The sequence below is a fragment of the Streptomyces sp. NPDC052052 genome (genome assembly GCF_040680455.1).
GTDB lineage: Bacteria > Actinomycetota > Actinomycetes > Streptomycetales > Streptomycetaceae > Streptomyces.
The window spans coordinates 24,846-50,856 of sequence record NZ_JBFAWU010000024.1 but is presented as its reverse complement, the minus strand read 5'-3'; the positions used below and the strand labels follow the sequence as shown (position 1 = coordinate 50,856).

Below are 26,011 nucleotides of genomic sequence, written 5' to 3'. Positions count from 1 at the left end.
GCGGTTCAGTCCAGCGGCACGGAACGGCGCAGCGGATCGCGCAGGTCCGTGCCGCGCGAGAGCCATCGCTCCTGGAGTTCCTGCGCGCCGTGGACCCGCTTCCACGCGGCCTCGTTCGGCGTCATCGGCAGCAGCGGAAGGAACCGCACCGGATCCATCGTCGCGCCCGCCTCCCGGTGACCACCGGCCGCAGGACCGTGGTGCGGCCCGTCGTTCAGCTCCAGGTCCTCCACGAGCCCGCCCGGCTCGGCGACCAGGACGGAGCTGAACGGCGCCCCGGGCCACAGCGGCTCACCGAGGTCCAGCGAGGCACCGGGCGCCACGATCAGCCCTTCGACCTGCGGGGTGGCCGCCAGCACGGCCAGCGGGCGGAGCACCTTGTCGGTGTCCGCGAGTCCGGCGCGCACGGAGAGGATCAGCTCGGCGCGCGGGCCCTTCACCGGATCTGCCAGGACCGCGGTCGGATCGGCCATCGGCTGTGCGGACATGCCGAGCGTGGCGTAGCGCACCACGTCGCCGTCGACGAAGCGGAGCACCTCGATGCGGTCCGTCCCGACGAACGTCACCGCGGCCCGGGCATCCGGTTCCCCGAGGGCCGTCCGCAGCCGGGCCTCGACCAGAGCAAGAATTTCTCCCATCCCGCGAGCATAGGACGCGTATGGAACGGGCAAAGTAAAGGATTGGCCCTCTGTCGGCTGATAGGCTTGGCCGCTGGTCGGGGCAGCACGCAGAAGCGTCGCTCTCAGCCCCGACGACACGTCATCCCCCACGGGGGACCGGCTGGAGGAGGTGGGGCTGCCATGGATCGAAGTCGACCGTGCAGTACCAACCGCTCTTCCGCCCCTCATCTCTCCCCGGTGGTCTGAGACCTTCCCGATCAGGGCCCGTGGCATTGCGCATGACGGAAGAGCACTCCTTTTTTGCCTGTCTGTAGCGAACGCCGTCATCGCGCCGCCGCGGTGCCGCCCGCTTTGCGGACGTGAGCGCACGTCCTCATTCCGGGCTGTTCCACGCGCCCGACGACGGCCCTCCGTGAAGGAGCCAGCCATGTCGATGATCCGCGACCTGCGCGCCGCCGTGCGCCCTTCCCTGCGCAAGAGCAATCCTCTGCACAGCAGTTACGACACCACCCGGGACCCGTCCGCCTCCAGCGCGGTCGTCGACTGCGCGGTCTACCGCGACGGACGGCGCGTGGAGAGCGCCGCCTGCCGCTCGCCGCGCGAGGCGATGCTCCAGGTGCGGCGGGAGGGCGGCTTCGCCTGGATCGGCCTGCACGAGCCGACCGAGGAGGAATTCGCGGTCATCGCCGGGGAGTTCGGCCTGCACCCGCTCGCCGTCGAGGACGCCGTCCACGCCCACCAGCGGCCCAAGCTGGAGCGGTACGACGACACGCTGTTCACCGTCTTCAAGACCATCCACTACGTCGAGCACGCCGAGCTCACCGCGACCAGCGAGGTGGTCGAGACCGGCGAGGTGATGTGCTTCACCGGCCGGGACTTCGTGATCACCGTCCGGCACGGCGGCCACGGCTCGCTGCGCGCGCTGCGGCACCGACTGCAGGACGACCCCGAGCTGCTCGCCAAGGGCCCCTCCGCCGTCCTGCACTCCCTCGCCGACCATGTCGTCGACGGCTACATCGCGGTGGCGGGCGCCGTTCAGGACGACATCGACGAGGTGGAGATCGGGGTCTTCTCCACCCCCGCGAAGGGCAGCCCGAGCGGCTCGGACGCCGGCCGGATCTACCAGCTCAAGCGTGAGGTCCTGGAGTTCAAGCGGGCTGTCTCACCCCTGCTGCGCCCGATGCAGCTGCTCAGCGAGCGGCCGATGCGGCTGATCGACCCCGACATCCAGAAGTACTTCCGTGACGTCGCCGACCACCTGGCACGGGTGCACGAAGAGGTCATCGGCTTCGACGAACTGCTGAACTCGATCCTCCAGGCCAGCCTGGCGCAGGCGACCGTCGCCCAGAACGAGGACATGCGCAAGATCACGTCCTGGGCGGCCATCGTCGCCGTACCGACGATGATCTGCGGCGTCTACGGCATGAACTTCAAGCACATGCCCGAGCTGGGCTGGCGGTACGGCTACCCGTTGGTGCTGGGCGTCATCGGGGTGGTCTGTTTCTCCATCCACCGCACCCTCAAGCGCAACGGCTGGCTCTAATAGAGTTCCGGACATGACTGCTGCTGCCGCTGACGCGTCGTTGGGCCGGGCCCTCGTCGAGGAGGCCACCAAGAAGTCCGGCCTCATCTGGGTGCGGGGCACCGGACCCGCACGGGGGCTGTGGCACGTATGGCACGACGGCGCGGCGCATCTGGTCGGCGACGGCCCCGGCGAGCAGCCGCTCCCGGCGGGTCTCGACGACGGCTCGGCCGCCGAGGTGACCGTGCGCAGCAAGGACAAGGGCGGCCGGCTGGTCGCCTGGACCGCGGCCGTGACGGAGCTGGCACCGCACTCCCCGGAGTGGGAGGCCGCCGTCGCCGAGCTGAAGGGCAAGCGGCTGAACGCACCGGACGCCGAACAGATGACGGAGCGGTGGGCGCGCGAGTGCCGAGTGCTGCGGCTGACCCCCGGCGAGGTCCGTACCTCGTCGCCGGACGGTTCGCTGGCCGCCGCGCCCCTGCCCACGACGGCCACCACACGGCGGCCGGTACCGGCCGCACTACCGCGGCTGCTGAAGCGGAAACGCCGGAGCTGACCGGCGCGGGCCGGGACACGCTCGTCCTGGTGCCGGGCAGCGCGCCCGCCCGGCCGGCCGGGCTCTCAGGAAGACGTCCGGGGCAGCTGCTTCCCGTAGTCGACCGTGTCGGTCTTCGCCGGGGCCTCCAGCGCGAAGTCGTGGCCCCAGTCCGACAGCGTCACGGTTCCCCCGCCGCCGCCGCGGGCGAATCGCAGCGGATAGGGGGTGCCCTCCAGTGAGACGTCGAGGGTGCCGCCCTCGCCCTCGCCGCCCGTGATCTGGACGGTCCGGGTCGTGTCCACCTTCTCCCGGCCGCCCTTGGTGAGGGTGCCGTGCAGCGTGAGCAAGCCGTCGAGCAGGACCTCCTTGTCCGTGAAACCGCGCAACTGCTGGTACGCGGGGTCGCCCTCGGGCACCTTCACGTACTTGTTCCGGAGCTTGTCCGCAGCCGCTTCGCCCGCCTCGCTCCCGGTGTCGGACTCCTCGGCGTGGCTCCAGAACCCGGCGTCCGCCTTCAGATAGAGCTCATCACCGATGCGCAGCAGTTCGAAGGTGCTGTCCTTCGAGACGACGGAACCCCTGCCTCCGGTGTCTCTGAGCCGCATGTTGAGCGTGTACGTGCCGCCCTTGCTGACCAGCGTCCCGGCCAGGCGCACCGCGTCGGCGGAGTCCGCCGCGGTCTGGGCCTTCTTCTCGATCTGGGTGGCGGTGAGCTTGCCGACCCCGTTGGTCCCCTTGTCCGGATCCTCGCTCCCGCACGCCGTGAGCGCGGTGGCCAGTCCCGCGCAGAGCACGACGGCGAGCGCGGTCCGGCGGCTTCGGGCCCGGACGGACAGGACGGCAGAAGTCACTGGTCACGGCCTCTCATTCGGCGTGGTGCGGGGTGGCAGACGGCAGCGTACCGGTGCCGTCTGCCGCTGCCCTCGGTGAGCCGTCCGTACCGGTCCGCCGGAGCGGCCCGCAGCGGTACGGGCTAGCCTGATCTCGTCATAACGGCCCATTAGCCGCACAACAGGCCGGTCGGAGAAGTCGTACCCGGAAGAAGGAGGCGCACCATGGTGGCCGGCGCCCCCCGGATCTTCGTCTCGCACCTCGCCGGCGTCCCGGTCTTCGACCCCACCGGCGACCAGGTGGGCCGGGTCCGCGACCTGGTCGCGATGCTGCGGGTCGGCGGCCGGCCGCCCCGGCTGCTGGGCCTGGTCGTCGAGGTGCTCAGCCGTCGGCGCATCTTCGTCCCGATGACCCGGGTGACCGGCATCGAGTCCGGTCAGGTCATCACCACCGGCGTCGTCAACATGCGGCGCTTCGAGCAGCGGCCCACCGAACGCCTGGTGCTCGGGGAGTTCCTCGACCGTCGGGTCCGTCTCGTGGAGACCGGCGAGGAGGTCACCATCCTGGATGTCTCCATCCAGCAGCTCCCGGCACGCCGCGACTGGGAGATCGACAAGTACTTCGTGCGCAAGGGCAAGGGCGGGGCGCTGCGGCGCAAGGGCCAGACCCTGACGGTCGAGTGGTCCTCGGTCAGCGGTTTCACGCTGGAGGAGGACGGTCAGGGCACCGAATCGCTGGTCGCCACGTTCGAACAGCTGCGGCCGACCGACGTGGCCAACGCGGTGCACCACCTGTCGCCGAAGCGGCGGGCCGAGGTCGCGGCGGCGCTCGACGACGACCGGCTCGCCGATGTCCTGGAGGAGCTGCCCGAGGACGACCAGGTGGAGATCATCGGCAAGCTCCAGGAGGAACGTGCCGCCCACGTCCTGGAGGCCATGGACCCGGATGACGCCGCCGACCTGCTGTCCGGTCTCCCCGAGGAGGACAAGGAACGGCTGCTGACCCTGATGCGGCCGGGCGACGCGGCGGATGTGCGACGCCTCATGTCGTACGAGGAGCGGACCGCGGGCGGCCTGATGACCACCGAGCCGATCATTCTGCGGCCGGACGCGACGGTCGCCGACGCGCTCGCACGGGTCCGGCAGTCCGATCTGTCCCCGGCCCTCGCCGCCCAGGTGTACGTGTGCCGTTCCCCCGACGAGACACCGACCGGCAAGTACCTGGGCACCGTGCACTTCCAGCGGCTGCTGCGGGATCCGCCGTACGCCCTGGTCAGCTCGATCGTCGACAGCGATCTCGTCCCGCTCGCGCCGGACACGCCGCTGCCGACCGTGACGAGCTACCTGGCCGCGTACAACCTGGTCTCGGTACCGGTCGTGGACGAGAGCGGATCACTGCTCGGCGCGGTGACCGTCGACGACGTCCTCGACCACCTGCTGCCCGAGGACTGGCGGGAGACCGACTTCCACGGTGAGGAGGAGATCGCCCGTGGCCGGTGAGGACCGCGCGAAGGGTGCACCCACGGGCGCCTCCGCCGTCGCACGCCCACCCCGTTCCCGGCTGGACCAGCCGAAGACCCCGCGGCGGCGGGTGCTGCCCGAGTACGACCCCGAGGCGTTCGGCCGGCTGTCCGAGCGGATCGCACGGTTCCTGGGGACCTGGCGCTTCATCGCCTGGATGACGATCTTCATCATCGTCTGGGTGGTGTGGAACGCCTTCGGGCCCGTGGGGTGGCGGTTCGACGGGTACCCGTTCATCTTCCTGACGCTGATGCTGTCGCTCCAGGCCTCGTACGCGGCCCCGCTGATCCTGCTCGCGCAGAACCGGCAGACCGACCGCGACCGGGTCACCTACGAACAGGACCGCAAGCAGAACGAGCGCTCCATCGCGGACACCGAGTACCTCACGCGGGAGATCGCCTCGCTGCGGATGGGCCTCGGCGAGGTCGCCACCCGCGACTGGATCCGCAACGAACTGCAGGACCTCGTGAGGGATCTGGACGACCGGCGCACCCCGTCGGCGGCCGAGAGTGACGAAGACCGCTGACATGACTACTCACGCGTAGCAGCGGGCGCCGTAACATCGTCGGTATGGCTACGGAAGACGCGGTGCTTGAGGCGCTGGCGACAGTGAACGACCCGGAGATCCACCGTCCGATCACCGAGCTCGGCATGGTGAAATCGGTCGAGATCGGCGCTGACGGTGCAGTCGCTGTCACGGTCTATCTCACGGTCTCGGGCTGCCCGATGCGCGAGACGATCACCAAGAGCGTGACCGACGCGGTCGCCCGCGTCGAGGGTGTCTCGCGGGTCGATGTCTCGCTCGACGTCATGAGCGACGAACAGCGCAAGGACCTCGCCGCCTCACTGCGCGGCGGCACGGCGGAGCGCGAGGTACCGTTCGCCCGCCCCGGCTCGCTGACCCGGGTCTACGCCGTCGCGTCCGGCAAGGGCGGCGTCGGCAAGTCGTCGGTGACGGTGAACCTGGCGGCCGCGATGGCAGCCGACGGCCTCAAGGTCGGTGTCGTGGACGCGGACATCTACGGGCACAGCGTGCCGCGGATGCTCGGCGCGGACGGCAGGCCGACCCAGGTCGAGAACATGATCATGCCGCCGTCGGCGCACGGCGTGAAGGTCATCTCCATCGGGATGTTCACCCCGGGCAACGCCCCGGTGGTGTGGCGCGGACCGATGCTGCACCGCGCGCTTCAGCAGTTCCTCGCCGATGTGTACTGGGGCGACCTGGACGTCCTGCTGCTCGACCTGCCGCCGGGCACCGGTGACATCGCGATCTCGGTGGCGCAGCTCGTGCCGAACGCCGAGATCCTGGTCGTCACGACCCCGCAGCAGGCGGCGGCCGAGGTGGCCGAGCGGGCCGGTTCGATCGCCGTGCAGACCCACCAGAAGATCGTCGGTGTGGTCGAGAACATGTCCGGGCTGCCGTGCCCGCACTGCGGCGAGATGGTCGATGTGTTCGGTACCGGCGGTGGCCAGAAGGTCGCCGAGGGCCTGACGAGGACGGTCGGCGCGGAGGTGCCGGTGCTCGGCTCCATCCCGATCGACGTACGGCTGCGCGAGGGCGGCGACGACGGCAAGCCGGTCGTCCTGTCCGACCCGGACTCCCCGGCGGGCAAGGCGCTGCGCACCATCGCGGACAAGCTCGGAGGCCGTCAGCGCGGCCTGTCGGGCATGTCGCTGGGCATCACCCCGCGCAACAAGTTCTGAGCGGGGCATCGCCGCACGGGCCCGGCCTCGGGGCCCGTGCGGCGATGCCGAGGCGCGTCCCCGGCCGGGTGGCTGCGGCGGCCGGTCACCGGCCGGCCACGTCAGGCGTACGACGCGATGTCGCCGACCACCGAGAACCCCAGCCCGTACGCGCTCATCCCCCGCCCGTACGCCCCGATGTGCACCTCACGGGCCGACCCGGCGAGCACCCAGCCGAACTCGGACTCGCGGTAGTGGAACGGCACCGGGACACCGTCCACCGGCAGTGACAACGTCGACCATGCCGGGCCGTCCAGGTCGTCGGCGAGCTCGAACGCCGTCTCCGTCTGCTGGTTCAGCCAGTCGTCCCGCAGGGTGTGATCCAGCTGCGGGGGCCACGTGCAGGCGAGCAGACCGGACCCGGCCAGCCAGGCCGCGGAGGAGACCGTGGTGGCGTCCAGCACTCCCGTGCCGTCGCCGCTGTGCCGCACCGGGCTGCTGGCCACCGTCACGACGACGGCGAACCGCTGCTTCTCGACACCTGTGTCGGCCCGTACCGACGGCTCGTCACCGTGCCCGATGGAGCCGTGCTGCACCGTGCCGTCCGCCGCGGTGCCCACCTGCACCAGCCGGCGCGGTCCGCCGAATGCTTCGTCCAGGCCGTACCAGGGAAACGGGGCCGCCAGAAATCCGTCGACGGTACGCCGGGCCGCCGGCCTCGCCTCTGCGGTGGCTGTGCTCGGCGCATCCTCCGCGCCCACCCGACTCGTCGTCCCCATATGCCCGGCCGCCTCCTCGATCCGTTGGGTCCGGAGCGGCCCGCCCCCCACGGGCGTCCTCACAACCGGACAGATGGAGAATAGCCATCCCGTCCGGACGAGTCGGGATTGACAAGCCTCAGGTGGCGTCTGCGTCGAACGGCGGGCGGTCGTCCGTGCCGGGCCGGTCCCGCTTCTTGAGCAGGTCCGGAGCACCGGCGCTGCCGTTGGCGGCCGAGATCGCCGAGCCGCTCGACACGCCGCTCCCCGCCGGCTCCACGGCAGCGCTCTCCCGGCCGTTCACCGCGTCGGCGACCTCGTTCAGGTCCTTGCGCAGGTCGAAGCTCTCGCGGATCTCCTTCAGCCCCAGATCGTCCTTGCCGTCCATGAGCTGCTTGCGGACGAAGGTCTTGGGGTTGAGGTCCTCGAACTCGAAGTCCTTGAACTCCGGGCCGAGCTCCGTACGGATGTCCTCCTTGGCGCTCTCCGAGAACTCACGGATCTTGCGGATGAAGCGCGAGGCATCCTGGATGACCTTGGGCAGCTTGTCCGGACCGAAGACCAGCACGCCCAGGATCACGAGCGTCACCAGCTCGAGTGGGCCTATGTCATTGAACACCTTGTTGCTCCTCGTGTTCTCCGCGACCAGGTCGGTTGTGGTCCGGACCCGGCCCACGGTACCGGTCGGGACTGTGCGCGCGGTAGCGTGCCGAGCCTCTCACGTGCCGGTTGCCGAGCCGAGCGTCAAAGAGATGGACAGGTCTTTACCCCCGCGTGTCAGGCCGAGGGCCAGACGGTCGCCGGGCCGGTGGGAGCGGATCTTCACGATGAGTTCCTCGCCACTGTGCACCCGCTTGCCGTCGACCTCGGTGATGACGTCCCCCGGCTTGATCCCGGCCTTGGCCCCGGGGCCGTCGGGCGTCACCGCGGGCTTGCCGTCCGCGCCCTTCGCGCTGACCTTGGCGCCGTCCCCGGTGTACTCCATGTCCAGGCTGACGCCGATCACCGGGTGGGTGGCCTTCCCCGTGTTGATCAGCTCCTCGGCGACCCGCTTGCCCTGGTTGATCGGGATGGCGAAGCCGAGACCGATGGACCCCGCCTGCCCGCTCTCACTGCTCGAATCGCTGCCGGCGGCACGGATGGCGCTGTTGATGCCTATGACACGGGCATCGGTGTCGACGAGCGGGCCGCCGGAGTTGCCCGGGTTGATCGGGGCGTCGGTCTGCAGGGCGTCGACGTAGCTGATGTCGCTGCCGTCACCCTTCTCTCCGCCCGCGGTGATCGGCCGGTCCTTGGCGCTGATGATGCCGGAGGTCACCGTGTTGGACAGGTCGAAGGGGGCGCCGATGGCCACCACGGGGTCGCCGACCTGCACATTGTCGGAATTGCCCAGGGGCAGCGGGGTGAGGCCGGAGACGCCGGAGACCTTGACCACAGCCAGGTCGTAGCCGCTGTCCTTGCCGACGACCTCGGCACGCGCGGTCTCGCCGCCGCTGAACGTCACGGTGATGTCGCCGGAGGAACCGGCCGGGGCGACGACGTGATTGTTGGTGAGGATATGACCCGACTTGTCGAGAACGAAGCCGGTGCCCGTGCCGGACTCGGTGCTGCCGCTGACATGGAGGGTGACCACGCTGGGCAGGGCGCTCGCGGCGATGCCCGCGACGCTGTCGGGCGCACGGCCTCCGCCGGCGCGGCCGGTCTGCTGGAGCTCGACCTGGGTGAGGCCGCCGTTGCGCTCGATGTAGGCGCCGACGCCGCCGCCGATACCGCCCGCCACCAGCGCGAGCAGGACCGCACCGACGAGGAGGGAGCCGCGGCGGTTCTTCCTGCGGCCGGTGTCGGCCCCGGGCACCGGGCTCGGGGCGGTCAGCGGCTGCCGGGGCGCACCCCAGGGGTCGTACTGAAGCCACTGCTGTTGCGGCTGCGTCTGCTGAGGCACGTGCGGCGGGGGCGCACAGCCGGGGGCGGGCGCGGCGGGGATGCCCGCGCCGTTCGTCCCCGCGTACTGCGGAGGGATGTGTGTGCCGTGGGCCGGGGTCGGCACCGGTCGCTGCACGGGGGGCGCGGGAGCCCAGGGGCCGGGGCCGCCATAGGGCGGGGTGCTGTACGGGTCGGGGTCGTGCAGGGGGGTCGGAGGCCGGCCGGCCGGTACGGACACCTCGGGCCGGTGCGCGGGCTCGGGCACGGCCGGCTCGGGTACCGACGGCCGGGCCGGGCCGGCCGCCGCGAGCGCGTCCGCACCCGTCGCATCGGCCGGTGCGTCCATGACGTGGGACGTGGGCACCGCGTCCTCGGCGGGGGACGGCCCGTCCGGCGCTGTGCGGGTGGCGTTCTCCGGCGCGGGCCGGCTCCACCACTTCGCCTTCGGTCCGGTGGACTTCCCGTCTTCCATGCTCTCCCCGCAACTGCCGCGACTGGACTCTGCACGCCCCGACCGGGGCGCCGCTCCCGGAATTCCTCCCAGAATTCAACCAGGTCTGCGCCTGTCCGCGCAGGCTCCGGTCAGCGCCGGGCGGAGAGCGGCAGGCCGCGGTCGACGGGGCTGGGCAGGGCCGAGGTGGACGGGGGAACCGAGGGCGGTTGCGCGGAGGGCTCCGGGGACTGGACGAGCATCCGGGAGAAGAGCGGGGTGGTGCCGTTCGGACGTATCAGCGGCAGCGTGGGCACATTGGTCAGGGTCTGGACGGCGAGCGGGTTCCCCGCGAGCTTGTCCGCCGCGAGCAGTGCCGGAGCGGAGGCGGCGGACGCCGCCAGGGAGACGGGAGGTGGGGCAGCGGCGGTGGCCACCTCCGTCGCACCGGGGGCGCCCTGGCTGCCGCCGCGACGGCTCGCCGAGCTGCCGCTCTCGCCGCGGGAGGAGGTGTCAAGCGGGTTCACCGCGTTTCCGCCGCCCGCGGCGCGGGCCGCGGAACCCGGCCCCGTACTCGTCGGCAGGGCACCGCCCAGGGCGATGGCCGCGAGGGACACGGCGCTGGCGGCGGCGAAGGCGAACCTCCGGCCGCGCCAGGGCGACCGGTCCGCCTCGCGTCCCACCTCATGGATCCGGAAGCCGGAACGGCCCGGAAAGCCGGAACGGCCCGGACCGCCCGGCAGCGCTCCGGTCGGGCCGTGCGGGGCCGGGAGGAAGCCGAAGCCCTCCAGCGGGGCGTTCACCGGCGATTCCGTGCGGCTGCCGGACGGCTGGATCACCGGGAAGAACCCATCGGCGAAGCGCCCGGAGCCGCCGAATGGTCTCCCCGGGTTGTCGTCGTCACCCCCCGGTCCGCCAGGAAGGCCCTGCAACCGGGCAAGGAGCCCCGCGGAGGGGGAAGGCGGGGCCGACTGCGCGAAGACGCTTTTCAGACGCCGCTGGGCGGCAGCCTCGGCCTTGCACTTGGCACAGGTCGCAAGGTGGGCGAGCACCCGCTCGCGGGCATCGTGTTTCAGCTCGCCGTCGACAAGCGCGGCGAGCCGGTCCCCCAGGTGCTGTTCCGCCGGGGTCGGGCGTGTGCCACTCACGCCGGTCCGCCCTCCCCTGCCAGGATCGCGCCCGCCAGCGAGCGCTCGGCACGGGCCTCGGGCGAACGGTGCTGCAAGGCCTTGCGCAGATGCGAGCGACCGCGGTGGATACGGCTGCGCACGGTGCCGAGCTTCACGCCCAGCGTCGCGGCGATCTCCTCGTACGAGAGGCCCTCGATGTCACAGAGCACCACGGCGGCACGGAATTCGGGCGCGAGGGTGTCCAGCGCCTGCTGCACGTCCGCGTCGAAGTGGGCGTCGTTGAAAACCTGCTGGGGGGACGGCTCACGGCTCGGCAGCCGCTCGGCGGCGTCGTCGCCGAGGGAGTCGAAGCGGATCCGCTGCTTGCGACGGACCATGTCCAGGAACAGGTTGGTCGTGATGCGGTGCAGCCAGCCCTCGAAGGTGCCCGGGGTATAGGTCGACAGCGACCGGAACACGCGCACGAAGACCTCCTGGGTGAGGTCCTCCGCATCGTGCTGGTTGCCCGTCAGCCGGTAGGCAAGGCGGTAGACGCGGCCGCTGTGCGTGCTGACGATCTCTTCCCATGAGGGCGGCGTCCACGCCTGGGAGTCCGCGTCCGAGGCGAAGGTCGCGGTCGGTACGGATTCGGTGGAAGAACGGTCAGCGATGTCGGTCACGGATTTCGGCTCACCCGCCGACCTGAGAAGCCGCCGCAGCGCACCTCTCCGATCCACAGGCGCAGCCGCACCTCCCCTGTCGGCTCTGGTGGTGTCCAGTGGAGCCCCTACCATAGCCACCTCGCCCGTTAGCTCCGGATAAGCCTTTTTCCTGCTGGGGCCGGGAAACACCCGGCGTCGCCGCCCGTGGCTGCCGGACCCGGTCCGGGGGCCGGTTCCACGAGCTTTCCCCTGCCTCTTCCTAACGCCCGGTCCCATCTGCGGGTTCCCGAGTGCAGCGGATACAGTCACCGTTGCGCCAACTAAGGGGACAGGAGAGGGCCATTACCGCCAACCGGCAGACGAGCTGGGCTTTCGCCGACGCGTTCGTCGCCGAGGACGAAGCCGTGCACTGGGCCCGGGACCGGGCCCGGGAGACAGGGCTCCGCTCGGTGTCGCCAGGTACCGGCGCCGCGCTGCGCCTGCTCGCTGCCACGACGGACGCCAAGGCGGTGGCCGAGATCGGCACCGGGACCGGCGTGTCGGGGCTCTATCTGCTGCACGGCATGCGGCCCGACGGCGTACTGACCACGGTCGACCCGGAGCCGGAATGCCAGCAGTTCGCCCGTGAGGCGTTCCGGGCCGCGGGGTTCGCCGCCAATCGGGCCCGTTTCATTCCCGGTCGCGCCCTGGATGTGCTGCCGCGCCTCGCGGACGGCGGATACGACCTCGTGTTCTGCGACGGCGACCGGCTGGAGAGCCTGGAGTGCCTCGCTGAATCGTTGCGCCTGCTGCGGCCGGGCGGGCTGGTCTGCTTCGAGGGCGTCTTCGCGGACGGCCGTACGGTCGACTCGGCGGCGCAGCCCGCCGAGGTGCTGCGGCTGCGGGAGCTGCTGCGCACGGTGCGGGAGAGCCAGGAGCTGACGGCGACCCTGCTGCCGGTGGGCGACGGCCTGCTGTGCGCGGTACGGCGGGGCTGACCGCGGGGCCGGCGCGCCGTACCGCGGACCAGGGCCGGACACGTTCGGCGACGAACGCAACACCACCCCGGCACGGGGACCGTATCGGGGTGGTGTGAAGTGTGGGCGCCTCTGCTCAGCCGACGACCTTCTTGAGAGCGTCACCGAGGGCATCGGCCTCGTCCGGAGTCAGCTCCACGACAAGCCGACCGCCGCCTTCGAGCGGAACGCGCATGACGATGCCCCGCCCCTCCTTGGTCACCTCGAGCGGGCCGTCGCCCGTCCGCGGCTTCATGGCCGCCATGCTCGTTCCCCTTCCTGAAACCAGCTCATAACAACCGGCGGCCCCGTCCAGGTGCTCTGTCACCGGCATCGAACACATTGCTTCCAGGCCATTATCCCGCATCACCGGCCCCAATGACCAACATCGCTCGGCATCGCTTGCGCAACGCGCTCAGTCAAAACCCCCCAATTCGGCGATCCAGCTGCGATACTCCGCTCTCTGCACCCCTCCGTCGGGGCGCAAATGTTAGACGCAGGTCACATGTTCCCCGCGGCCCGGTTCGGCCATGCTTGCCTGGACAAGGCACGGCCAAGGCACAAGAGGGGACAGCGGTATGGCAGACCAGGTGACGGACTGTGTACTCCACGAGGTGAGTGACGGACTCGCGACGATCACGCTCAACCGTCCCGACGCGAGAAACGCTCTGAACACCGAGATAAAAGTCGCACTCCGTGACGCTCTGCGGTCCGCGGCGGCCGACAGCGCCGTACGCGCTGTTCTGCTGACCGCGACCGGGCCCGCCTTCTGTGTCGGCCAGGATCTGAAGGAGCACCTCGGCAAGCTGACCGAGGCCCGCGAGTCCGGCAGCGGCAACGCCCTGAGCACCGTCAAGGAGCACTACAACCCGATCGTGCGGGCCCTCACCGAGATGCCCAAGCCGGTCGTCGCCGGGGTGAACGGTGTCGCGGCCGGCGCCGGTTTCGGCCTCGCGCTCGCCTGCGACTACCGGGTGGTCGCCGACACCGCCGCGTTCAACACGTCCTTCGCCGGGGTGGCTCTCACCGCCGATTCGGGCGTCTCCTGGACGCTGCCCCGCCTCATCGGGCAGAGCCGCGCCGCCGACCTGCTGCTCTTCCCGCGTTCGATCTCCGCGCAGGACGCCTCTGAGCTGGGCATCGTGAACAGGCTGGTGCCGGCCGCCGACCTGGCCGCGGAGGCCACCGCCGTGGCCCGCGCCCTGGCGTCCGGCCCCACGGTGGCGTACGCGGCGCTCAAGGAGTCGCTGGCCTACAGCGCCGCCCACACGCTTCAGGAGGCCCTGGAGAAGGAGGACGAGCTCCAGACGAAGGCGGGGATCTCGGAGGACCACGCGATCGCGGTGCAGGCCTTCCTGGACAAGGAGCGGCCGAAGTACGTCGGCCGTTAGGACGCGTTTCGGGTCTGCGCCCCGGTGCCACGCGCCACGCAGTCGGCCAGGTGGTCGTCGACGAGGCCACAGGCCTGCATCAGGGCGTAGGCCGTCGTGGGGCCGACGAACCGCAGACCGCGCTTCTTGAGGTCCTTGGCCAGCGCCGTGGACTCCGGTGTGACCGCGGGCACGTCCTCGACGGTGCGCGGGGCCGGGCGGCCGGCCGGGTCGGGTGCGTACGACCAGATCAGTTCGTCCAGCTCTCCGGCGCGCCAGCCGGCGAGCACCCGGGCGTTGGCGAGCGTCGCCTCGATCTTCGCCCGGTTGCGGATGATGCCGGCGTCGGCGAGGAGGCGCTCCTTGTCGGCGTCGGTGAAGTCCGCCACGGCGGAGATCTTGAACCCGGCGAAGGCGGAACGGAAGCCCTCCCGGCGGCGCAGGATCGTCAGCCAGGAGAGTCCGGACTGGAACGCCTCCAGGCAAAGCCGTTCGAACAGGGCGTCGTCGCCGTGGACGGGGCGGCCCCATTCGGTGTCGTGGTACGCGAGGTAGTCCTCGGTGGACAGTCCCCACGGGCAGCGCGGGCCGCCGTCCGCGGCCGTCACCGTGCCGCCGTCCATCACTGCGACTCCTCTCCGGGCCGGGGTGCCTGCGGCGGCTCCTGTCCGGAGTCGTTCCGGGGCGCCTCCCACGGGCTCGGACGGTCCTCGGGCCGCTCCCCCGTCCGCTGCGGCCGGTCCTGGGGTCCCTTGAGCAGCCGGTCACCGCCGGCCGACACGCCGGCCAGCGCCGTCTCCAGTTCGGTGATCCGGGCATCCCGCTCGGCGAGCTCGGCGCCGAGCCGGTCGAGCGCCTCGTCGACATCGATCATGCGATAGCCGCGCACGGCCACCGGCAGCCGCAGCGCCTCGATGTCCTCCCGGCCCACCGGGCGCGTCACGGGCAGCGGGTCGGTCAGTTGCTCGGGCGCCACGTCCTGCAGGACGTGGCTTCTCCCCCCGCCGACCACCGCGAGCGTGACCGCGGCCACGACCACCACCATCGCCAGCAGCAAGAACCAGAACACGGGCATCTCCCAGGGGAAGCGGAAACCTGTCCGGGTCCGATCGTGCCATGCGGCAGCGACCGTTAGGGTCGCAGGCGACCGACGGAACGATCTACCAGAGGTGGAACACGGGATGCGAAGCGGTGCGCTCAGGCTGGGGCGGCGTGAATTCGGCGCACACGAGCCGGTGATCATGGCGATCGTGAACCGTACCCCGGACTCCTTCTACGACCAGGGCGCGACGTTCCGCGACGAGCCGGCGCTGGCCCGGGTCGAGCAGGCGATCGCGGACGGCGCCGCGATCGTGGACATCGGCGGGGTGAAGGCAGGGCCGGGGGAAGAGGTGACCGCCGAGGAGGAGGCCCGTCGCACGGTGGGGTTCGTCGCGGAGGTGCGCCGCCGCCACCCGGATGTGGTGATCAGCGTCGACACCTGGCGCCATGACGTCGGCGAGGCGGTCTGCGAGGCCGGCGCGGATCTGCTGAACGACGCGTGGGGCGGCGTCGACCCGAAGCTCGCGGAGGTCGCCGCACGGTACGGCGCCGGTCTGGTGTGCACGCACGCGGGCGGCGCCGAACCGCGGACCCGGCCGCACCGGGTCCAGTACGACGACGTGATGGCCGACATCCTGCGGGTGACGGTGGGCCTGGCCGAGCGCGCGGTCGGACTCGGGGTGCGGCCGGACGGCATCATGATCGACCCCGGTCACGACTTCGGGAAGAACACCCGGCACTCCCTGGAGGCCACCCGCCGGCTCGGCGAGATGACGGAGACCGGCTGGCCGGTCCTCGTGTCGCTGTCCAACAAGGACTTCGTCGGGGAGACACTCGACCGGCCGGTGAAGGAACGCGTGATCGGGACCCTGGCGACGACGGCCGTGTCGGCCTGGCTGGGGGCGCAGGTGTACCGGGTGCACGAGGTCGCGGAGACCCGGCAGGTGCTGGACATGGTGGCGTCGATCGCCGGGCACCGGGAGCCGGCGGTGGCGCGGAGGGGGCTGGCCTAGAACCGGCCGAGGGCCCGGCTCCGGCTCCTTCCGGAACCGGGGCCCGGCCGGGGCCCGACTACCGGCCGACCTCCTTCGTGACGAGGTCGACCGCCTCCTCCACGTCGTCCGTGACGTGGAACAGCAGCAGGTCGTGTTCGGACGCCTTGCCCTGGGCCACCACCGTGTCCCGCAGCCAGTCCACCAGCCCGCTCCAGTACGCGGTGCCGAACAGCACGATCGGGAAGCGGGTCACCTTGCCCGTCTGGACGAGGGTGAGGGCCTCGAACAGTTCGTCCAGGGTGCCGAGGCCACCGGGCAGCACGACGAAGCCCTGGGCGTACTTCACGAACATCGTCTTGCGGACGAAGAAGTACCGGAAGTTGACACCGATGTCGACGTGCGGGTTGAGGCCCGACTCGAAGGGCAGCTCGATGCCGAGGCCGACCGAGACGCCGCTGGCCTCCCGTGCCCCCTTGTTCGCCGCCTCCATCGCCCCGGGCCCGCCTCCGGTGATCACCGCGAAGCCGGCTTCCACCAGGGCCTTGCCGATGCGCACCCCCGCCTCGTAGTCCGGCCCGCCGGGCACGCTGCGGGCCGAGCCGAAGACGCTGATGGCGCTCGGGAGCTCGGCCAGCGCGCCGAAGCCTTCGACGAACTCCGACTGGATGCGCATCACCCGCCACGGGTCGGTGTGCACCCACTCGGAGTCGCCCTCGGTGTCCAGCAGCCGCTGGTCGGTGGTGCCGGGCTGCACCTGGTCCCTGCGACGCAGCACCGGCCCCTGCCGCTGCTCCTCGGGGACGTGCGCTCCCTCGGGGTTGCCCATGACCTGCTCCCTCCGACGACGATCGATGACCATCCGTGTCAGGTCAGAGTAGATCGGCGGGGTTACGGACAGGAGAATGCCGCGGGTCAGCCGGTGAGCCAGGAGCGGAGGCGCTCCTCGCAGTGGGTGATCCGGTCGACCACGACGTGCTCGTCGCGCTTGTGCGCCAGGAGCGGGTCACCGGGGCCGTAGTTCACCGCGGGGATGCCGAGGGAGCCGAAGCGGGAGACGTCGGTCCAGCCGAACTTGGGCCGGGCGGTGCCGCCGACCGCCGCCATGAACGCCTGGGCAGCGGGGTGGCTGAGGCCGGGCATGGCCGCGCCCGAGTGGTCGTCCACGATGAATTCGACGACGCCGCAGTCGGCGAAGACCTCGTGCACGTGGGCCACCGCCTCCTCCGGGCTGCGGTCGGGGGCGTACCGGTAGTTGACGACGACGGTGCAGGTGTCGGGGATGACGTTGTTGGCCACGCCGCCCTCGATCCGGACCGCGTTCAGCCCTTCGCGGTATTCGAGCCCGTCGATGACCGGCCGGCGCGGTTCGTAGGCGGCGAGGCGGGCGAGGATCGGGGCCGCGGCGTGGATGGCGTTGGAGCCCATCCAGCTGCGTGCGGAGTGGGATCGCTCCCCCTCGGTACGGAGGAAGACCCGCAGGGTGCCCTGGCAGCCGCCCTCGACCTCGGCGTCGGACCCTTCGAGGAGGACGGCGAAGTCGCCGGCCAGCCAGTCCGGGTGGGCGTCGGCGACGTGGCCGAGCCCGTTGAGGTGTGCGGCGACCTCTTCGTTGTCGTAGAAGACGAAGGTGAGGTCGCGGTTGGGGTCGGGCACCGTGGCGGCGATCCGCAGCTGGACGGCGACGCCGGACTTCATGTCCGAGCTGCCGCATCCCCAGAGCACGCCGTTCTCGTCGAGCCGGGAGGGCACGTTGTCGGCGATCGGCACGGTGTCGATGTGTCCGGCGAGTACGACCCGCTCGGCCCGGCCCAGGTGCGTCCGGGCCACGACGTTGTTGCCGTACCGGTCCACGGTCAGGTGCGGGAGGGTGCGCAGCGCCGACTCGATCGCGTCGGCGAGCTCCTTCTCCTGACCGCTGACCGACGGGAAGTCGACGAGCCGGGCGGTGAGCGCCGGGCCGTCGAGGGTGAGGTCAAGGCTGCTTTCTGGCATGGAAACGACCCTAAGGGACTGGGCCCTCGGCCTCGGCCGGGCACTCCAGTACGGTGGCTCCGTGCCCCGGACCGTCTCCCCCGCCCGCCGACACATGGGCCGCAGCCGCCTCTTCCGTGTCGTCTCCGCTCTTGTCGTGCTCGCCGCACTGGCCGGCTATCTGATGGTGCAGTACATAACGGGCCGTACGGTCGCCGAAGGGTGCACCGTGACGTCCGCCGACGGTTCTTCGGGCAAGGGCCGGACGTATCGGATGAGTACGGAGCAGGCTTCGAACGCCGCGACGATCTCCGCCGTGGGCACCGCGCGGGGGCTGCCGGAACGGGCGGTGACGATCGCGCTGGCGACCGCCCTGCAGGAGTCCGGGCTGCGCAACATCGAGCACGGCGACCGGGATTCCCTGGGGCTGTTCCAGCAGCGTCCTTCGCAGGGCTGGGGCACGGAGGAGCAGATCCTGGACCCGGTCTACTCCGCGGGGGAGTTCTACCGGCACCTGGCCAAGGTGCCCGGCTACTCCCGGCTGCCGCTCACGGTCGCCGCGCAGCGCGTCCAGCGCAGCGGTTTCCCGCAGGCCTACGCGAAGCACGAGCCGGATGCGGCGCTCCTGTCGGCCGCACTGACGGGCCGGTCGCCCACCTCGCTGAACTGCACGCCGCCGCGGACGACCGCGGTGAAGGCCGATCCGGCCACGGTGCGGGCGGAGCTGGTGCGCGCCTTCGGCAAGGACGTGCTGCCCGCTCAGGAGTCGTCGGCCGAGGACGGGAAGGGCGCGGCCGGAGCACCGGCGACGGGCGTGGTCTCGATACCGGTACGGGCGGCGGACGCCGCCGGGGACGACGATGCGGCGCGACGCGGCTGGGAGCTCGCGCACTGGGCGGTCGCCCAGTCGGAGAAGCTCGGCCTGCAGGAGGTCGCGTACGCGGGCCGGGTATGGGAGGCCGGGGTGGGCTGGCGGACGGACGGCAAGGAATCGGCCACCCCCCAGGTCCGGCTGCGCCTCGTGCACTAGGGCGCGCTCTCGCGGCTCCCTCGACAGGCGGCCCCGGCCCGTCGGAGCACCAGTACGAAGGATCGCCCGGCAGCATGATCGGGCCGATCCGCAGCGACACGACCCCGAGACGTCCAGCGCCCCTCGCCCCGGGACGGTTTTCCTCGCCGTTCACCTTGCGGTTCACCGGGTGTGGCGGTCCATCGGACCGTTCCGGAATGCGATGTGCGTCCGCATTCCTCCGTTGTGGATTATGTGACGTGTTACCGACTCTTTACCTCGGCCCACCGCAACCTCCCCCGCCCTCATGACGGTTGTCAGGGCGTCCGATCAACGGACGGACGAATTCCTCACGCCGTCGAAGGAGCATCATGTCCCTCTCCCTGACCCGCCGTATCACGCGTGCCGCGCTGCTGGTCGCCGCGGGCGCAGCGCCGGTGGTCGGTGCGGCCGGTGCCGCCGGTGCCGCGGAGCTCCCGCACGCCCCGGAGCTCGGCGGCCTGACCACCGTCGACGGGGCCGGCCTCGGCAGCACGGTCGACGGCGCGTCCCGGCAGGGCGCCGCGGCGGCGAGCGAGACCGGCGGCAGGATCGTGGGTACGGCCCTCCCGGCCGCGCACCGGACCGTCCGCACGGCGGGCGCCCAGGCCGCTCCCGTGGTGCGGGAGGCCGCGGGCGGTGTCGCGGGCCCCGCAGCGGGCGGGGTCCTCGGCGGTGCCGCCGGTACTGCGGCCCGGGGCGCCCTGCCCGTGCAGGGCCTGCCGGTCGGCTGACCCGGCCCGTCGGTCCACTCACCGCGAGGGGCCTCGGGAGCGCGTGCTCCCGAGGCCCCTCGCGTGTGCCGTCCGGCGGTGTCCGTCAGCGGGCGAGCCGCTTGACCGCGGCGGCCACCCGTTCGTCCGTCGCCGTGAACGCCACGCGCACGAAGCGGTCACCGGCCGGCCCGTAGAAGTCGCCCGGCGCCACCAGAATGCCGAGCTCCGCCAGGTACGCCACGGTCTCCCAGCACGGCTCGTCGCGCGTCACCCACAGGTAGAGGCTCGCTTCACTGTGCTCGACCCGGAAGCCGTGCGCCTCCAGCGCCGCGCGCAGGGCCGCACGCCGGTTCGCGTACCGGGTCCGCTGCTCGGCGACGTGCTCGTCGTCGCCGAGTGCCGCGACGGTCGCCGCCTGGACCGGCGCCGCCGTCATCATTCCGCCGTGCTTGCGGATCTGCAGCAGCTCGCCGAGCACGGCCGCGTCGCCCGCGATGAAGGCGGCGCGGTAGCCGGCCAGGTTGGAGCGCTTGGAGAGCGAGTGGACGGCGACCAGACCCTCGTAGCTGCCGCCGCAGACGTCCGGGTGCAGTACGGAGACCGGCTCCGCCTCCCAGCCCAGCTCCAGGTAGCACTCGTCGCTGAAGACCAGGACCTCGTGCTCGCGGGCCCAGGCGACGATCCGGATCAGCTCGTCCTTGGGCAGGACGTGGCCCGTCGGGTTGGACGGCGAGTTCAGCCAGAGCAGCTTGAGCCCCGCCGGGTCCAGCTCCGTCGGGTCGTCGTAGACGACGGGCTCGGCGCCGCAGAGCCGGGCTCCCACCTCGTACGTCGGGTAGGCGAGACGGGGGTACGCCACCTTGTCGCCCGCCCCGAGACCGAGCTGCGTCGGCAGCCAGGCCACCAGCTCCTTGGAGCCGACGACCGGCAGGACGTTCTCGTGCGCCACCCCGACCGCGCCGAGGCGCCGCTCCAGCCAGCCGGTGATCGCGTCACGCAGCTCCGTGGTCCCCCACACCGTCGGATAGCCGGGGCTGTCCGCGGCGGCGACGAGCGCCTGCTGGATCAGCTCGGGCACCGGGTCGACGGGCGTGCCGACGGACAGGTCCACGATGCCGTCCGGGTGGGCGGCGGCGGTCGCCTTGTAGGGCGTGAGCCGGTCCCAGGGGAAGACCGGGAGACGAGAGGAGACTGCGGACACGGATCTCTGCTTTCTCGCGCGAGGGCTGCTCGCACGCGGTCACGAGGGTGGGGCGGGCCGGGCGGCACAAACGCCCCGGCCCCGTACGGTGACGAGCCGTACGGGGCCGGGGCGACGCACGTGCGACCGCTGGCCGACTACTGGTTCTGCGGCGGCAGCGCGGCGATGAACGCGTGGTCGCGCTCGATCAGGCCCAGCTTGGAGGCGCCACCGGGCGACCCGAGGTCGTCGAAGAACTCGACGTTCGCCTTGTAGTAGTCCTTCCACTCCTCCGGGGTGTCGTCCTCGTAGAAGATCGCCTCGACCGGGCACACCGGCTCACAGGCTCCACAGTCGACGCATTCGTCCGGGTGGATGTACAAGGACCGCTGGCCCTCGTAGATGCAGTCGACGGGGCACTCTTCGATGCAGGCCTTGTCCTTGACGTCGACACAAGGCTGCGCGATGACGTAGGTCACGCTGTCGTTCCTCCTCGGTAGGGCGTTGGCTCTCGCGCGGGAGCGCGGCGTCGTCGATGCCCGCCCCTAGTATCTCCGTTCCCGGGCACTAACCGAACAGGAGGGGCGGACGGAGCTGTGGAATTCACCGTCGGCGGACAACTCGAAGTCCGAATTACACCGGCTGACGTGGGCAAACGGGTATCAGTACGGCGCACGTGCCAGCAAGACCCGCACGGACCGAAGTTCACCGATACGGTCGGCGTTCTCACATCATGGGACAACGGTGTGCTGTCGATCACAACGAAGAGCGGCGAGAGCGTCCGTATCGCGGAATCGACGCTGGTGGCGGGCAAGACCGTGCCCACGGCCCCGGCCCGGCGGCGCGGCCCCGCGGCCTCCTTCGAAGAGCTCGCGCCGGTCTGTGCCCGTGCCTGGCAGCCGGTGGAGAGCGAACCGCTGGGCGACTGGCGGCTGCGCGCCGCGCGGGGGTTCACCCGGCGCGCCAACTCCGTGCTGCCCCTCGGTGACCCCGGCATGCCGCTCGACGAGGCGCTCCGGCGGGTACGGGAGTGGTACGGGGCGCGGGACCTGCCCGCGTACATCCAGACCTCGACCGGCGCCGAGGGCACCCAGGAGTGGCTCTGCGCGGAGCTGGAGCAGCGCGGCTGGCGGCGTGAGGTGACGGCGCAGGTGCGGATCGCGGCGGCGGCGCCGATCGCTGATCTGGACGTGGACGTGTCCCGGGTGCGGCTGAGCCGGGATCTCGACGAGGCCTGGCTCTCCCGCTACCAGCGCATGGAGACACCGGGCCCACACGTCCTGGAGGTGCTCCGCGCCGGTCCCTCGGTGTGGTTCGCCTCGGTGCCCGGTGACACCGAGGGCGCGGCGCCCGCGGCGATCGGACGGTGCGTGGTGGACGGACGGTGGGCGGGTTTCATGGCCGTCGAGGTCGACCCCGCGCACCGGCGCCGGGGGCTCGCCACCGCCGTGATGGCCGCGCTGGCCCGCAAGGCGCTGGACGAGGGTGCCTCGGCGGCGTGGCTCCAGGTGGAGACCGACAACGAGGGGGCGCAGGCGCTGTACGAGGGCATGGGGTTCGTGGTCCATCACCTGTACCACCACTTCCGGCCGGCGTGACGGGGACGGGCGGCCCGATGAGTCCTGACCGACCCGAGGGGTCCGGACGTCCGGACCCGGACGACCTGCGTCGGCGGTTCGCCGAGGAGGTGCGCGCCGAGCGACCGGACCTCGCGCTGCTCTGTCTGCTGCTGGGCGCGGTGGCCGATCCGGCGCTGGACACGAACGGGATCGACGCGGCGCAGATCACCCTGGACGAGCTGGCGGGCCGGCTCCCCTACGGGGTGCGGGGCAGCCGGGCCTGGGCCTCGGCCCTGGCCGAACTGCTCGGCGAACGGTGCGGCTTCGCCGGCGCGGCATCGGACTACCAGCGGCTGGAGTCGTCGCTGCTGCACGAGGTGCTGAGGCGGCGGCGCGGGCTGCCGATCCTGCTGTCCGTGGTGTGGATCGAGGTCGCCCGGCGGGCGGGCGCTCCGGTGTACGGGGTGGCCCTGCCCGGTCATTTCGTCGTCGGGTTCGGCGATCCCGCGGAGCGGGTGCTGGCCGACCCGTTCGACGGCGGACGGCCGATGACCGGACAGGACGCGGAACTGCTGGTTGCGGGGGCGACGGGGCAGCCGCTGGACGAGTCGATGCTGGTGCCCGCACGGCCCCTGGAGATCGTGCTGCGGATCCTGAACAACATCAGGGCCTGGGCGGCGGTCCGTCCGGAGCGGACGGATGTCGCACTGTGGGCGGTGGACCTGTCGCTGCTGCTGCCCTCTCATCCGGCCGCACTGCGCTACGAGCGGGCGCAACTGCTGGTCCAGAGCGGACAGTTCCTGCGCGGGGCGGCGGAGATGGAGGAGTACGCGGACGTCGTCCTCGGGATCGATCCCGAGGCCGCGGAGACGATCCGGCGGAAGGCGCGGGAGGCCAGGGCACTGATGAACTGACCTGTTCGTGCCGGGACTTGCCCAACCAGTGCTGCACCCAGGGGCGTTGGCCAACCGTCCGGGCCGGGGGCCGCCGGGACCGGCAGGGCGGGCCCGGTCGCGCCCGGCCGCCCCGCCCGTCCTCGGCTCAGGGCCGTTCGGCCACCGCCGCCGCCAGTACCGCGGGCACCGTCCCCTCGTGCACGATGCCCAGCCGCTGGGTCGCCCGGGTCAGAGCCACGTACAGGTCGTTCAGGCCCCGCACCGACCGGTCGAGCACGGCCGCGGGATCGGCCAGCAGCACCGCGTCGAACTCCAGCCCCTTGGTCTGACGCACGCCCAGGACCACGACCCGGCTCTCCAGGTCGGGTGCGTCCCCGTACACCGCCTCCGGTACCGCCCTCGCCACGGCGGCCCCGAGTTCGTCGCGTCGCGCGTCGGGGACGATCACGGCGAGCCTGCCCTCGTCCAGCGCCGCGGCCTCCCGCGCGGCGAGCTCGGCAACGGTGCGGGCGATGTCGTCGGTGTGCAGCCGCCAGGGCGCGACGCCCGTCTCCCGTACCGAGCGCGGCGGTTCGAGACCGGGGCCGAGTGCGGAGAGCACATCCGCGGTGGACGCCATGATCTCGGCGGGGGTGCGGTAGTTGACCGTGAGCGTCGCCTGCCGCCACCGGTCGCCGACGTGCGGAGCGAGCGCGGACGCCCACGAGGAGGCCCCGGCGGCGTCGCCGGTCTGGGCCACATCGCCGACCAGCGTCATGGAACGGGTGGGGCAGCGCCGCATCAGCAACCGCCAGGCCATCTGGGAGAGTTCCTGTGCTTCGTCGACGACGATGTGCCCGAAGGCCCAGCTCCGGTCGGCGAAGGCCCGTTCGGCGACCGTACGGGCGGTGCGCTCCTCGTGGCGGTCGGCGAGGGTCTGCGCGTCGACCAGTCCGGTGAGGCCGTCCTCCTCGTCCTGGCCGTCGCCCGCCGCGAGGTCGAGGACACCTTGCGCGTAGGCGAGCGACTCGGCCCGCTCCCGCGCGGCGGCGGCCTCGGCCGCCCGGTCGTCCCGGCCGAGCAGTTCGGCGGCCTCGTCGAGCAGCGGTACGTCGGCGGCGCTCCAGCCGCCACGGTCCGGCAGCCGGTACAGCAACTCCCTTTCCGCGTCCGTGAGCCCGGGTGCCGCGGAGGCCAGGAGGGCGGGCTGTTCGTACAGGTCGGTGAGGAGCTGCTGCGGGGTGAGGGGCGGCCACAGGGCGTCGAGCGCGGTCCGCACGTCGGGGTCGGCACGGAGCAGGCGCCGGAGGTCGTCGATGTCCTGCGCCTCGGTGCGTTCCCGTGCGGTGGCCGATTCGTCGTCGAGCAGCTCCGGCAGGGAGTCCAGGTCGGCGCGCACGGCACGGTCGAAACCGGCCTCGCCCAGGACCTCGACGACGTCCGCCTCCAGCCGGTCGGCGAGCGCACGGGTGGCCTCCACCGACCGCCGGGCGAGCTCGGCCACGATCTCCGACCGGAAGACGGGCGCGGCCAGGTTGTGCGGCAGCCGCGTCGCACGGGCGGTGTCGGCGGCGCGTACGCACTCCTCGTGGTCGAGGTGGACGACGTCCCCGTCGACCTCGACCTCGAGCCCGGTCCCGGACGGCACCTGGCGGTCCCGTACCGCGGCGGCCATCACGGCCGCCATCTCCGTACGCCCCTTGAGCTCGGCGGTCTCTGCCGGTTCGGCCCGCTCGGCACGGACCCCCGGGAACAGCTCGCCGACCGTCGACAGCAGCACGTTGTTCTCGCCGAGGCCGGGCAGCACCTGGCCGATGTACCCGATGAAGGTGGGGTTCGGCCCGACGACCAGCACCCCGCGGGAGGCCAGTTGCTGATGGGTGTAGAGCAGATAGGCGGCCCGGTGCAGGGCGACCGCGGTCTTGCCGGTGCCGGGGCCGCCCTGGACCACGAGGACACCGCGGTGGTCGGAGCGGATGATCGCGTCCTGCTCGGCCTGGAGCGTGGCGACGATGTCGTGCATACGGCCGGTGCGCGCGGTGTCGAGGGAGGCGAGCAGGGCGGCCTCGCCGGTCAGTTCGCTGTCCGGCACACCCTCCCGGTCGAGCACCTCGTCGTCCAGCCGGACGACCGTGCGGCCCCGGGTGGTGAGGTGGCGGCGTCGGCGCACCCCGTGCGGGGCCGCGGGCGTGGCGACGTAGAAGGGCCGGGAGGCCGGGGCGCGCCAGTCGAGCAGCAGTGGGTCGTCGTCGGCGCACTCCGCGGGCAGTCCGATCCGGCCGATGTAGTACCGCTCCCCGTCACGCAGGTCGAGCCGCCCGAAGCAGAGTCCGTTCCCGGCGGCGTCGTACCGCGCGATCTGCCCGGCGTAGCGGGCGGCGGCGGCCTCCCGCTCCAGCCGCCCCTGCCGGGTGCCGCCGCTCTCCCGGAGCGCACCCGCCAGTTGCCGCCCGGCGAGCTCGCGCAGGTCCTCCAGGCGGGCGTGGAGGGTGTCGACATGGTTCTGTTCGTGGGCGATCTCGACTCTGGACAACGTGAACCAGCTCCCTGCGGGCGTTGGGGGGGGGCAGCCAAGGGTGCCTTACATCGGGGCGAAACGGGAGCTGCGCAGGTCCGGGCACCTGCGCCGGGGTCGACAGCGCGCGTCCTCCCCCGGCGGGTCGGG

The 26,011-nt window shown here is 71.9% G+C and carries 27 protein-coding genes; 12 read left to right on the top strand and 15 right to left on the bottom strand.

The genetic code is table 11. The features are described 5' to 3' along the window. Positions 1–5: 5 nt before the first annotated feature. Positions 6–638, bottom strand: coding sequence for a suppressor of fused domain protein (locus AB0L71_RS25915; protein WP_365247295.1), 633 nt, complete (start codon positions 636–638; stop codon positions 6–8). Between the two features lie 409 nt (positions 639–1,047). On the opposite strand from AB0L71_RS25915, the gene AB0L71_RS25910 reads away from it, so the two are divergent. Continuing rightward, a complete protein-coding gene (locus AB0L71_RS25910) occupies positions 1,048–2,163 on the top strand; it encodes a magnesium and cobalt transport protein CorA (RefSeq protein WP_365247293.1) in 1,116 nt (371 codons plus the stop codon). Between the two features lie 13 nt (positions 2,164–2,176). After that, positions 2,177–2,698, top strand: coding sequence for a hypothetical protein (locus tag AB0L71_RS25905; RefSeq protein WP_365247291.1), 522 nt, complete (start codon positions 2,177–2,179; stop codon positions 2,696–2,698). Between the two features lie 65 nt (positions 2,699–2,763). On the opposite strand, the gene AB0L71_RS25900 is transcribed toward AB0L71_RS25905, so the two are convergent. After that, complete coding sequence (locus AB0L71_RS25900; RefSeq protein ID WP_365247290.1) at positions 2,764–3,531, bottom strand: hypothetical protein; 768 nt, start codon at positions 3,529–3,531, stop codon at positions 2,764–2,766. 204 nt (positions 3,532–3,735) lie between these two features. Between AB0L71_RS25900 and AB0L71_RS25895 the strand changes: the two genes are divergently transcribed. The 3 genes from AB0L71_RS25895 to AB0L71_RS25885 are packed head-to-tail and all read left to right on the top strand — an operon-like array spanning position 3,736 to position 6,735. Next, positions 3,736–5,010 (top strand): CBS domain-containing protein, encoded by a 1,275-nt coding sequence (locus tag AB0L71_RS25895; RefSeq protein ID WP_365247288.1) that lies wholly within the window; start codon positions 3,736–3,738, stop codon positions 5,008–5,010. Continuing rightward, positions 5,000–5,557, top strand: coding sequence for a DUF1003 domain-containing protein (locus AB0L71_RS25890; RefSeq protein WP_365247286.1), 558 nt, complete (start codon positions 5,000–5,002; stop codon positions 5,555–5,557). The genes AB0L71_RS25895 and AB0L71_RS25890 overlap by 11 nt, the downstream gene beginning before the upstream one ends. A gap of 44 nt (positions 5,558–5,601) precedes the next feature. After that, a complete protein-coding gene (locus AB0L71_RS25885; protein WP_365247284.1) occupies positions 5,602–6,735 on the top strand; it encodes an Mrp/NBP35 family ATP-binding protein in 1,134 nt (377 codons plus the stop codon). Positions 6,736–6,836: 101 nt separating this feature from the next. Here AB0L71_RS25885 and AB0L71_RS25880 read toward each other — a convergent pair whose 3' ends face one another. The 5 genes from AB0L71_RS25880 to sigE all read right to left on the bottom strand — a co-directional run bounded on the left by AB0L71_RS25880 (position 6,837) and on the right by sigE (position 11,728). Continuing rightward, positions 6,837–7,493, bottom strand: coding sequence for a hypothetical protein (locus tag AB0L71_RS25880; protein ID WP_365247282.1), 657 nt, complete (start codon positions 7,491–7,493; stop codon positions 6,837–6,839). A gap of 118 nt (positions 7,494–7,611) precedes the next feature. Continuing rightward, positions 7,612–8,091 carry a sec-independent translocase gene (locus AB0L71_RS25875; protein ID WP_365247280.1) on the bottom strand — a complete coding sequence of 160 codons (480 nt, stop codon included), beginning with the start codon at positions 8,089–8,091 and terminating at the stop codon, positions 7,612–7,614. A 99-nt stretch (positions 8,092–8,190) separates the two neighbouring features. After that, entirely contained in the window at positions 8,191–9,867 is a 1,677-nt protein-coding gene (locus AB0L71_RS25870; protein WP_365247278.1) for a trypsin-like peptidase domain-containing protein, read from the bottom strand. A gap of 110 nt (positions 9,868–9,977) precedes the next feature. Beyond that, complete coding sequence (locus AB0L71_RS25865) at positions 9,978–10,973, bottom strand: anti-sigma factor (RefSeq protein ID WP_365247276.1); 996 nt, start codon at positions 10,971–10,973, stop codon at positions 9,978–9,980. Continuing rightward, a complete protein-coding gene (sigE, locus tag AB0L71_RS25860; protein ID WP_365247274.1) occupies positions 10,970–11,728 on the bottom strand; it encodes an RNA polymerase sigma factor SigE in 759 nt (252 codons plus the stop codon). The genes AB0L71_RS25865 and sigE overlap by 4 nt, the downstream gene beginning before the upstream one ends. Before the next feature lie 179 nt (positions 11,729–11,907). Here sigE and AB0L71_RS25855 point away from each other — a divergent pair, with 179 nt between their 5' ends. After that, on the top strand, positions 11,908–12,573 hold the full coding sequence (locus AB0L71_RS25855) for an O-methyltransferase (RefSeq protein WP_365247272.1): 666 nt from the start codon (positions 11,908–11,910) through the stop codon (positions 12,571–12,573). Positions 12,574–12,688: 115 nt separating this feature from the next. Here AB0L71_RS25855 and AB0L71_RS25850 read toward each other — a convergent pair whose 3' ends face one another. Beyond that, positions 12,689–12,856: a DUF3117 domain-containing protein gene (locus tag AB0L71_RS25850; RefSeq protein ID WP_003966491.1), complete on the bottom strand. Its 168-nt coding sequence runs from the start codon at positions 12,854–12,856 to the stop codon at positions 12,689–12,691. Between the two features lie 313 nt (positions 12,857–13,169). Here AB0L71_RS25850 and AB0L71_RS25845 point away from each other — a divergent pair, with 313 nt between their 5' ends. Then, a complete protein-coding gene (locus AB0L71_RS25845; RefSeq protein WP_365247270.1) occupies positions 13,170–13,982 on the top strand; it encodes an enoyl-CoA hydratase-related protein in 813 nt (270 codons plus the stop codon). Here the strand turns inward: AB0L71_RS25845 and AB0L71_RS25840 are convergent. Together AB0L71_RS25840 and AB0L71_RS25835 are read right to left on the bottom strand one after the other, a co-directional pair. Next, positions 13,979–14,584 (bottom strand): DNA-3-methyladenine glycosylase I, encoded by a 606-nt coding sequence (locus tag AB0L71_RS25840; protein WP_365247268.1) that lies wholly within the window; start codon positions 14,582–14,584, stop codon positions 13,979–13,981. The genes AB0L71_RS25845 and AB0L71_RS25840 overlap by 4 nt on opposite strands. Beyond that, positions 14,584–15,036: a DivIVA domain-containing protein gene (locus AB0L71_RS25835; protein WP_365247266.1), complete on the bottom strand. Its 453-nt coding sequence runs from the start codon at positions 15,034–15,036 to the stop codon at positions 14,584–14,586. Before AB0L71_RS25835 ends, AB0L71_RS25840 begins: the two co-directional genes overlap by 1 nt. A gap of 106 nt (positions 15,037–15,142) precedes the next feature. On the opposite strand from AB0L71_RS25835, the gene folP reads away from it, so the two are divergent. After that, the gene (gene folP / locus AB0L71_RS25830; protein ID WP_365247264.1) at positions 15,143–16,015 is read left to right on the top strand and encodes a dihydropteroate synthase; all 873 of its coding nucleotides are present in this window, start codon (positions 15,143–15,145) and stop codon (positions 16,013–16,015) included. A 58-nt stretch (positions 16,016–16,073) separates the two neighbouring features. Here folP and AB0L71_RS25825 read toward each other — a convergent pair whose 3' ends face one another. Next, entirely contained in the window at positions 16,074–16,823 is a 750-nt protein-coding gene (locus tag AB0L71_RS25825; RefSeq protein WP_365247262.1) for a TIGR00730 family Rossman fold protein, read from the bottom strand. An 86-nt stretch (positions 16,824–16,909) separates the two neighbouring features. Further along, positions 16,910–17,989, bottom strand: a complete 1,080-nt coding sequence (gene dapE / locus AB0L71_RS25820) for a succinyl-diaminopimelate desuccinylase (protein ID WP_365247260.1) — start codon at positions 17,987–17,989, stop codon at positions 16,910–16,912. A 94-nt stretch (positions 17,990–18,083) separates the two neighbouring features. Between dapE and AB0L71_RS25815 the strand changes: the two genes are divergently transcribed. Next, positions 18,084–18,998, top strand: a complete 915-nt coding sequence (locus AB0L71_RS25815) for a hypothetical protein (protein ID WP_365247425.1) — start codon at positions 18,084–18,086, stop codon at positions 18,996–18,998. 350 nt (positions 18,999–19,348) lie between these two features. Beyond that, positions 19,349–19,750: an ATP-binding protein gene (locus tag AB0L71_RS25810; protein ID WP_365247258.1), complete on the top strand. Its 402-nt coding sequence runs from the start codon at positions 19,349–19,351 to the stop codon at positions 19,748–19,750. An 85-nt stretch (positions 19,751–19,835) separates the two neighbouring features. Here the strand turns inward: AB0L71_RS25810 and dapC are convergent, their stop codons facing one another. After that, complete coding sequence (dapC, locus tag AB0L71_RS25805) at positions 19,836–20,933, bottom strand: succinyldiaminopimelate transaminase (RefSeq protein ID WP_365247256.1); 1,098 nt, start codon at positions 20,931–20,933, stop codon at positions 19,836–19,838. A 137-nt stretch (positions 20,934–21,070) separates the two neighbouring features. Beyond that, entirely contained in the window at positions 21,071–21,391 is a 321-nt protein-coding gene (fdxA, locus tag AB0L71_RS25800) for a ferredoxin (RefSeq protein ID WP_018956287.1), read from the bottom strand. Positions 21,392–21,508: 117 nt separating this feature from the next. Here fdxA and AB0L71_RS25795 point away from each other — a divergent pair, with 117 nt between their 5' ends. Beyond that, positions 21,509–22,510, top strand: a complete 1,002-nt coding sequence (locus AB0L71_RS25795) for a GNAT family N-acetyltransferase (protein ID WP_365247254.1) — start codon at positions 21,509–21,511, stop codon at positions 22,508–22,510. A gap of 17 nt (positions 22,511–22,527) precedes the next feature. Next, complete coding sequence (locus AB0L71_RS25790) at positions 22,528–23,385, top strand: transglutaminase-like domain-containing protein (RefSeq protein ID WP_365247252.1); 858 nt, start codon at positions 22,528–22,530, stop codon at positions 23,383–23,385. 127 nt (positions 23,386–23,512) lie between these two features. Here the strand turns inward: AB0L71_RS25790 and AB0L71_RS25785 are convergent, their stop codons facing one another. Continuing rightward, positions 23,513–25,879, bottom strand: coding sequence for an ATP-binding domain-containing protein (locus AB0L71_RS25785; RefSeq protein WP_365247250.1), 2,367 nt, complete (start codon positions 25,877–25,879; stop codon positions 23,513–23,515). Positions 25,880–26,011 lie beyond the last annotated feature (132 nt).